The following is an 8,355-nucleotide window of genomic DNA, read 5'->3' as shown; positions in this document are numbered from 1 at the left end:
CGACGCACACGATCCGTTCGGTGGGGTCGACATGCGCCAGCAGAGCCGACAGCAGCGTGGTCTTCCCGGCGCCGGTGCCGCCGACCACGAGGAATGCGAGCCGTGCGCGAATGATCTTCTCCAACAGCAGTTCCGACTCCGGCGTGAGCGTGCCGGAGGCGGTCAGCCCGCGCAGGCTGTGGCCGACCGGACGCAGGACGCGCAGCGAGATACATGTTCCGCCCTGTGCGATGGGCGCGAGGACCGCGTGCAACCGGACTCCGAAGCTCTCGCCGGGTGCTCGCTCGTATTCCGGCAGCCGCCCGTCCACCCATGGCTGCGCGTCGTCGAGCCTGCGACCGGCGGCGAGGGCCAGGCGCTGTGCCAGCCGCCGCACCGCCGCCTCGTCCGGGAAGCGGATCGAGGTGCGTTCCAGACCGCTGCCGCGGTCGATCCACACCGCATCGGGTGCGGTCACCAGCACATCGGAGACCCGGGCATCGTGCAGCAGCGGTTCCAGCGCGCCGGCGCCGGTCATCTCCGTCTGCAGCAGGCGTAGTGCGCGCAGCAGGTCCGTATCGCCGAGGACGCGGCCGGCTTCGGCACGGATGGCGGCGGCCAGGCGTGCCGGATCGTGTTCACCCGGCTGGGCGGCCAGTCGCTCCCGCACCCGGTCGAGGAGTTCGGCGCTCACGACGCCGCTCATCGGGCACCGTCCGGCAGTGCGGACAGCACCGACTCCGCCCCGGCGAACAGCGGGCCGCGGCCGAGTGTCAGGCCGCCGCGTTCCAGAGTGCCCGCGAGCCCGGGTTGAGGGCGCATGGCGGCCAGCAGCGGCAGCCCCAATGCCTCCGCGATCTCTCGTCCGCGCAGCCCGCCGGGCGCCGGGCCCCGGACGACCAAGGCCTGGTTGGGATTTCGATGACGGACATCCGCCACGACGGCTCCCGCGGCAGCCACCGCGCGCAACCGGGCGGGCACCACGAAGACGACGAGATCGGCGGCATCGAGGAGATGATCGGTATGCGGCCCCCGGTTGCCGGAGATATCGCACACCACCAGATCGCCGGCGCCGCGGCCGGCCTCGACGACCGCGCGGGCCGCACCGGTGCCGATATCGTCCGGTCCGGAACCGGCCGGTCTGCTGCATGCCAGGACACCGAGTCCCGGCGCCGCGGCGGGTAGTGCGTCGTGCAGGGCTTGCGCGGCCACTCGGCCGTCCTCGACGGAGAGGTCGGGCCAGCGCAGTCCCGGCACCGACTCGATACCCAGCAGCAGATCGATGCCGCCGCCGAGCGGGTCGCCGTCGACGAGCAGGATCTGCGGCCGGAACCGCTGAGCCGCGGCCGTCAAGGCCAGTGTCGCGGCGAAGACCGAGGCTCCGGCACCGCCCCCGGCGCCGACGACGGCCAGGACGAGTCCGTCGCCGGGATCGCGCCAGGCATAGGCGGCGAAGGCCTCGATCAGCGTCTCGGTATTGCCCGGCAGCGCGATGACCTGCTCGGCGCCGACCGCCGCGGCGGCCTGCCAGTGGTCGAGATCCGGTTCACCGCCGCCGACCAGCACCACGCCCGAGCGGCGCGGGTATCCGGCGTCGGCACAGGTACGCGCCGCCGCGAGGTCGATGATCACCAGCGCGGCCGCGGCCCAGGCATGCCTGCCGACGGGCATCGAGCGTTCGTTCAGGCCGCGGTCGGCGGCGGCCGCGATGCGACGCACTTCGTCGCGCAACCGGCGGTCACCGACCAGCACCAGTGCCGGAGGGGGAACTGCTGCAACGGAATTCATGTCCGCCAGCCTCACCCGGATCCACCGTGCGAACCAGAGCCCGAACGCCGAATGTGGACAACTCGCGGGCTGTGGATAAACAGTGCACGCCGAGTAACAGCTGAACGGTCCGGAAATAGAGGACGGCCCCAGCCGGGGGGGGAGGAGGCTGGGGCCGTCGGGGTTCAGCCCCGGGGGGTCGGGCTGAACGCGCCTGGACCATGTCCAGGTGCCAGCAATACTACACCCAGAAACCGGCCGCAATGCAAGTCCATCGCGAGACGAAGTTTCGGCCGCAGCGGGGCGGCTCCCAGGGCATCGAGCGGGGCGTGTGGCCGGGCTGAACGCCGCGTCGGCGGGAAAGCTCCCTATTCTGGAGCCGTGACGGCCGAGGGCGACCAAACAGCTACGAACGATCGGGCCGCCGGGGATACCGGGCACCCGCGACACCGCAACGACACAGCAGCGAACCGCGCGCACGAGACGAGGGATGCGCCGTCCGCACCCCGGATCGCCGCCTTCTTCGACCTGGACAAGACGGTCATCGCGAAGTCGAGTGCGTTCGTCTTCAGCCGGCCGTTCTTCGCCCAGGGACTGATCGATCGGCGCACCGTACTGGAATCCAGTTACGCGCACTTCCTGTTCCTGCTCTCCGGCGCCGACCACGACCAGATGGAGCGGATGCGCGAACACCTGACGAAGATGACCGCCGGCTGGGATGTGTCGCAGGTGCGCTCGATCGTCGCCGAAACACTGCACGAACTGGTGGATCCGCTGATCTACGCCGAGGCCTCGGATCTGATCGCCGACCACAAGATCCGCGGCCACGACGTCGTGATCGTCTCGGCGTCGGGCGAGGAGATCGTCGCCCCGATCGCCGCCGCGCTGGGTGCCACCCACACCGCGGCCACGCGCATGGTGGTCGAAAACGGTAAGTACACAGGCGAAGTCGAGTTCTATTGCTACGGCGAGGGCAAGGTCGAGGCGATCGAGAAGCTGGCCGCGACCGAACGCTACGACCTCTCGCGCTGCTACGCCTACTCCGATTCGATCACCGATCTGCCGATGCTGTCGGCGGTCGGACATCCCACCGCGGTCAATCCCGACCGGAATCTGCGACGCGAGGCGATGGCCCGGGAATGGCCGATCCTGACCTTCTCGAATCCGGTGTCACTGTGGTCGCGCATTCCCGCGCCGTCGACCACGACGGTGGCCGCCACGGCGGTGGTCGGAGTGAGTGCGGTACTGGCCGGCGCGCTCAGTTACCGGCTGCTGCGCCGGCGCCGCTGAGGGCGGCGCTTCGGCGGCATCGCGGCTGGTCAACGACGCGCAACCCATCGATGTAACCACGATTCGAGGGGCCACACGCCGATTATGAGTAATGTCCTCTCGACCCTTGATGTGAGGGGTCTCACAGAGTAACAATGGACGCACGGAGGGGCGGAAGGCCAAGATCGAAACGGAAGAGAAGGTTCGATCTCCCATCCGCACTTCCCAGCACGGACGCCAGGCACCCACGCGGAGCGCGCCGCGACAAGGGCAGAAGCGTTGTGGGCCTGCGAAATTCGAATTCACGTCGGCAATGGCCTCGCACAGGTTGCGGGGATGAACCGGCGGGGTGCGGATGATCGCCGAGGCCGCAGAACACAACCCGACAAGCACGCTTGGTAACCGGGTAGTCCGTGCTAGCGGGCGGTGAGGCCGACGACGGCTACGCCGCCCGCTTCGATGTGCAGACCCGTTTCGCCCTCGCTGTGATCAGCGCTCATCCCCCGCGCTATCCCGCCGCATCGGCGATCGATCGCGCCTCGCGGGCACCGTCCTCCAGCGCGCCGCAGCAGAACACCACCCAACCGCCCACGCCCTCGGCCGTCCCCCCGGCGAAGCCCGCCGCGGCGTCGACGTAGGCCTGGCGGCGCCGCAACCAGAAGACCTCGGGCACGCCGAGGCTGTGCGGATCCAGGCCGCTCGCGACGGCCACCAGTCGTGACGCCGCACGCGCCACGACACCGTCGGCGGAACCGAAGGGGCGCAACGACATCAACTCGCCGTGCACCACCGCGGCCAGCACGGGGGCCGGCGCAGTCGAGGTCAGCACGGTCTGAGCCAGCAGATCGAGTCGTTCGGCGACACCCGGTTCGGGTCGCGGGCGGCCGAGACCGATTTCGTCGTCGACCAGATCGGCCGCGGCGAGCAGATGCAGACGAGCCAGCGCCTGCAGCGGCGCCCGCTGCCACACACCGACCAGATTGCGCAGCGCGTCACCGTCGAGGGCCTGCCCGACCCGCAGCGCTCCCGCGAGAATCGGGTCGGCGACCCGGCCGTCGGCGGGCAGTTCGGTGGCCCCGCCGTCGATCGCCGCCGAGGACCGCGCCGCACGGACCGCCGCCTCGGCCGCCGTCGTCGGCCAGCCCCGCCGGTTCGCCTTGTGCCGGTGGACTTCGGCGAGCGCATCGCGGGCGCGGTCGGCCGCATCGCGGACACCGGGCAGCTCGACCAGGGGTTGCAGCACGTCGGTCACGACCCACACGCTAGCCGAGCGCATCACAGGGCCGACCGGGGTCCGCGTCCCGGGCCCGCCGTTCGGGACCGGTACGCGGCGCAGGTCACAGTCCGTTAGGGTCACATCGTGGCCGCGGTCACGCTGCGGCCGACGCGTATCCGATGGACAGGCCCGATGGAGGCGAGATGACCGACACCACCGCTGAGCACCGAGACGTGTACCCGCCTACCGCCGAATTCGCCGCGGCAGCCAATGCCGATGCGTCCATCTACGAGCGGGCGACGGCGGATCGCGACGGGTTCTGGGCCGAGCAGGCGCAGCGGCTGCACTGGCATCAACCGTGGGATCGCGTGCTGGACTGGGACGACGCCCCGTTCGCGCGCTGGTTCACCGGCGGCAAGCTCAACGTGGCCTACAACTGCGTGGACCGCCACGTCGCCGACGGCCACGGCGACCAGGTCGCCATCCACTGGGAGGGTGAGCCCGGCGATTCGCGCTCGATCACCTACGCCCAGCTGCAGGCCGAGGTGAGCCAGGCCGCCAATTACTTCACCGAACTGGGCCTGGTCGCCGGCGACCGGGTCGCGATCTACATGCCGATGGTCCCCGAGGCCATCGTCTCGATGCTGGCCTGTGCGCGGCTGGGCCTGACCCATTCGGTGGTCTTCGCCGGTTTCTCCCCCAGTGCCCTGCGCCAGCGCGTCGACGACGCCGAGGCCCGCCTGGTGATCACCACCGACGGCCAATGGCGCCGCGGCAAGGCCGCACCGCTGAAGGAAGCCGTCGACGAAGCGCTCTACGCCCACGGCGACGTCCCGCACAGCGTCGAACACGTCCTGGTGGTGCGGCGCACGAACATCGAGATCCCGTGGACCGAGGGCCGCGACCTGTGGTGGCACGACACCGTCGCCCAGGCCAGTCCCGAGCACGAGGCCCAGCCTTTCGACGCCGAGCACCCGCTCTACATCCTCTACACCTCCGGCACCACCGGAAAACCCAAGGGCATCCTGCACACCTCGGGCGGCTACCTGACCCAGGTCGCCTACACCCACCACTACGTGTTCGACCACAAACCCGGCGCGGACGTGTACTGGTGCACCGCCGACATCGGCTGGGTCACCGGGCACTCCTACATCGTGTACGGCCCGCTGGCCAACCGTGCCACCCAGGTCGTCTACGAGGGCACCCCCAACTTCCCCGACGAGCACCGGCACTGGCAGATCATCGAGAAGTACGGTGTCACAATCTATTACACCGCACCCACGCTGATCCGCACCTTCATGAAGTGGGGCCGCGAGATCCCCGACGCCCACGATCTGTCCTCGCTGCGCGTGCTCGGCTCGGTCGGCGAACCGATCAACCCCGAGGCCTGGCGCTGGTACCGCGAAGTCATCGGCGCGGGCACCGCACCCATCGTGGACACCTGGTGGCAGACCGAAACCGGCGCCATCATGATCTCCCCGCTGCCCGGCGTCACCGCCGCCAAACCCGGCGCCGCCATGGCCCCGCTGCCCGGCATCACCGCGAAAGTCGTTGACGAGGAAGGCAATCCGGTGGAACGCGGATCAACGGAAGCCAACGGATATCTGGTCCTCGACCAGCCGTGGCCGTCGATGCTGCGCGGCATCTGGGGCGACGACGAACGCTACAAGGCCACCTACTGGGAACGCTTCGCCGCCCAGGGCTGGTACTTCGCCGGCGACGGCGCCAAGATCGACGCCGACGGCGCGCTATGGGTCCTCGGCCGCGTCGACGACGTCATGAACGTCTCCGGCCACCGCATCTCCACCGCCGAAGTCGAATCCGCGCTCGTCGGCCACCACAGCGTCGCCGAGGCCGCGGTCGTCGGCGCCAGCGACGCCACCACCGGCCAGGGCATCGTCGCCTTCGTCATCCTCACCGGCGGCTCGAACAACTCCGGACAGCAGCTGGTCGACGAGCTCAAGGCCGAGGTCTCCCGCGAGATCAGCCCGATCGCGCGCCCCCGCGAGATCCACATCGTGCCCGAACTGCCCAAGACCCGCTCCGGCAAGATCATGCGGCGCCTGCTGCGCGACGTCGCCGAGGGCCGCGAACTCGGCGACACCTCCACCCTGGTCGACCCCAACGTCTTCGAAGCCATCCGCGCCTCCAACGCCTGATCGACCGCGCTTTTCGAGCCCACGTCCGGTGCCGCACCGGGCGTGGGCTCGCCCGTTCGCGCCGATGGAACCGGAAGGCGGCCGTAAAAGGACACCTCGGGACCGGTAAAATTTCGTCGAGGAGTGCCGGGAAGTCTGGTCGGCGTGTGGTTGGTGAGCCCGTTGCGGGAGTGCCCGCCGCAGTCGCCGTCCGCTCCCGAAAGGATCTCCGTGATCGTCGCGCTGCGCTCCGAGCTCGCTCGTTATCTCCGTACCGAAACCGTGGGCGGCGCATTGCTGCTCGTCGCCGCGGCGGTGGCGCTGCTGTGGGCCAATTCTCCGCGGCGCGACAGCTATTTCGCGATGGTGGACACGCCCCTCGCGATCCCGCCGCTGCATCTGGACCTCACTCTGGGCGATTGGACCGAGGACGGTCTGCTCGCGGTGTTCTTCTTCGTCGCCGGGCTCGAACTCAAACGCGAACTCGTCGTCGGTGAGCTGGCCGATCGCAAACGGGCCACGCTGCCGGTGGTGGCCGCGGTGGGCGGTGTGATCACCCCCGCGGTGATCGCCTTCACCATCGGCTGGGGTGTGCCGGGGATGGACCGCGGCTGGGCGATTCCGGTGGCGACCGATATCGCCTTCGCGCTGGCGGTGCTGGCCATGACCGGCTCGCGAATTCCGGCCGGGGCGAGGGTGTTTCTGCTCAGCCTGGCCGTCGTCGACGATCTGATGGCGATCGTCATGATCGCGGTGCTGTTCACGACCACGGTGGCCGTCGGCTGGCTCGCGGGCGCGGCCGCCTGCTTCGCGGGCTGGGCCGTCGCGCAGCGGCTGCGGATTCGGTCCCCGCTGGTGTATGCGCCGCTGGCGCTGCTCTCGTGGTACGCCCTGCACGAGGCGGGGATTCATCCCACGCTGGCGGGAGTGATCTGCGGGCTGCTGACCCGGGTACGACCGGATCCGGAGGAGGACGAGGCGCCGGCGACCCGGCTCGAGCATCTGTTCCAGCCGATCTCCGCGGGCGTGTGCGTCCCGCTGTTCGCACTGTTCGCCTCCGGAGTTCCGTTGTCCACCAAGGTGTTCGGCGAGATGTTCACCTCGCGGCTGTCGCTGGCGATCATCGCCGGACTGCTGATCGGCAAGACCGTGGGCATCTTCGGCTCGAGCTGGCTGGCGATCCGGTTCGGAATCGCCAGGCGGCCCGCCGGTCTCGGCAATCGGGATATGTCGGCCCTGTCGGTACTGGGCGGGATCGGTTTCACCGTTAGCCTCTTGGTGGCAGAACTCGCGTTGCCCGACCGGGCCGCGACCGAACTGGCGAAAGCCGCCGTGTTGATGACGTCCTTGGCGGCCTCTCTGCTCGGTTCGGCGCTACTGTTGCGGCGTGGGCGGGCGCATCAGGCGCGGCGAGACGCGAGTGCGGCCACCGAATACGAGTGAAGGCCGGACAGCACCGGGACATGGAGAAGGGTCGAGCAATTGAGCTTCACAAACGGCGGTAACGACGCGGGCCGAAACCGGACCATCACCTCGATTCCGCTGTCCGAGGTCGATACCACCGCGAATGCCAGCGTCGGGGATCTGGTGCGCGACGCCGCCGAGCAGATGTCGACCCTGGTCCGCGCCGAGGTGGAGCTGGCCAAGGCCGAGGTGACCGGCGAGATCAAGAAGGGCCTGCAGGGCAGCGTCTTCTTCATCGGCGCGCTGACGGTGCTGCTGTTCTCGTCGTTCTTCTTTTTCTTCTTCCTCGCCGAGTTGCTGGACGTGTGGCTGTACCGGTGGGCGGCGTTCCTGATCGTCTTCGTGCTGATGATCGTGGTGGTGGCGGTGCTGGCCCTGCTCGGCTACCGGAAGGTCCGCAAACTGCGAGCGCCGGAGAAGACGATCGAATCGCTCAAGGAAACCCGGACGGTGCTGCCGCACGGCTTCGGCTCACACGCCGAGAGCCCGGCCGGCAAGCCGACGGCATAGTCCGGCGATTAC

Annotated in this window: 7 protein-coding genes; 4 read left to right on the top strand and 3 right to left on the bottom strand. The window is 69.4% G+C overall.

What is annotated here, in order from left to right:
* Positions 1-685: ATPase, T2SS/T4P/T4SS family (locus ON23_RS01680; protein ID WP_039775581.1), on the bottom strand; the 685-nt coding region annotated here is incomplete at its 3' end.
* Positions 682-1,767 carry a septum site-determining protein Ssd gene (ssd, locus tag ON23_RS01675; RefSeq protein WP_039775579.1) on the bottom strand — a complete coding sequence of 362 codons (1,086 nt, stop codon included), beginning with the start codon at positions 1,765-1,767 and terminating at the stop codon, positions 682-684. The genes ON23_RS01680 and ssd, both read right to left, overlap by 4 nt.
* A 489-nt stretch (positions 1,768-2,256) precedes the next feature.
* On the opposite strand from ssd, the gene ON23_RS01670 reads away from it, so the two are divergent.
* Positions 2,257-3,036 (top strand): HAD family hydrolase, encoded by a 780-nt coding sequence (locus ON23_RS01670; protein ID WP_039775629.1) that lies wholly within the window; start codon positions 2,257-2,259, stop codon positions 3,034-3,036.
* A gap of 487 nt (positions 3,037-3,523) precedes the next feature.
* Here the strand turns inward: ON23_RS01670 and ON23_RS01665 are convergent, their stop codons facing one another.
* Complete coding sequence (locus ON23_RS01665; protein ID WP_039775628.1) at positions 3,524-4,267, bottom strand: Fic family protein; 744 nt, start codon at positions 4,265-4,267, stop codon at positions 3,524-3,526.
* 167 nt (positions 4,268-4,434) lie between these two features.
* Here ON23_RS01665 and acs point away from each other — a divergent pair, with 167 nt between their 5' ends.
* The 3 genes from acs (at position 4,435) to ON23_RS01650 (ending at position 8,343) form a co-directional block, all read left to right on the top strand.
* A complete protein-coding gene (gene acs / locus ON23_RS01660; RefSeq protein ID WP_039775577.1) occupies positions 4,435-6,390 on the top strand; it encodes an acetate--CoA ligase in 1,956 nt (651 codons plus the stop codon).
* 210 nt (positions 6,391-6,600) lie between these two features.
* Positions 6,601-7,812, top strand: coding sequence for a Na+/H+ antiporter NhaA (gene nhaA / locus ON23_RS01655; protein ID WP_039775575.1), 1,212 nt, complete (start codon positions 6,601-6,603; stop codon positions 7,810-7,812).
* Between the two features lie 39 nt (positions 7,813-7,851).
* Complete coding sequence (locus ON23_RS01650; RefSeq protein WP_039775573.1) at positions 7,852-8,343, top strand: phage holin family protein; 492 nt, start codon at positions 7,852-7,854, stop codon at positions 8,341-8,343.
* Positions 8,344-8,355: the final 12 nt, after the last annotated feature.

Origin of the sequence: Nocardia cerradoensis NBRC 101014, assembly GCF_000308535.1 — a bacterium.
GTDB lineage: Bacteria > Actinomycetota > Actinomycetes > Mycobacteriales > Mycobacteriaceae > Nocardia > Nocardia cerradoensis.
The sequence above is the reverse complement of the archived record's forward strand: the minus strand, read 5'-3'. Positions and strand labels throughout refer to the sequence as shown.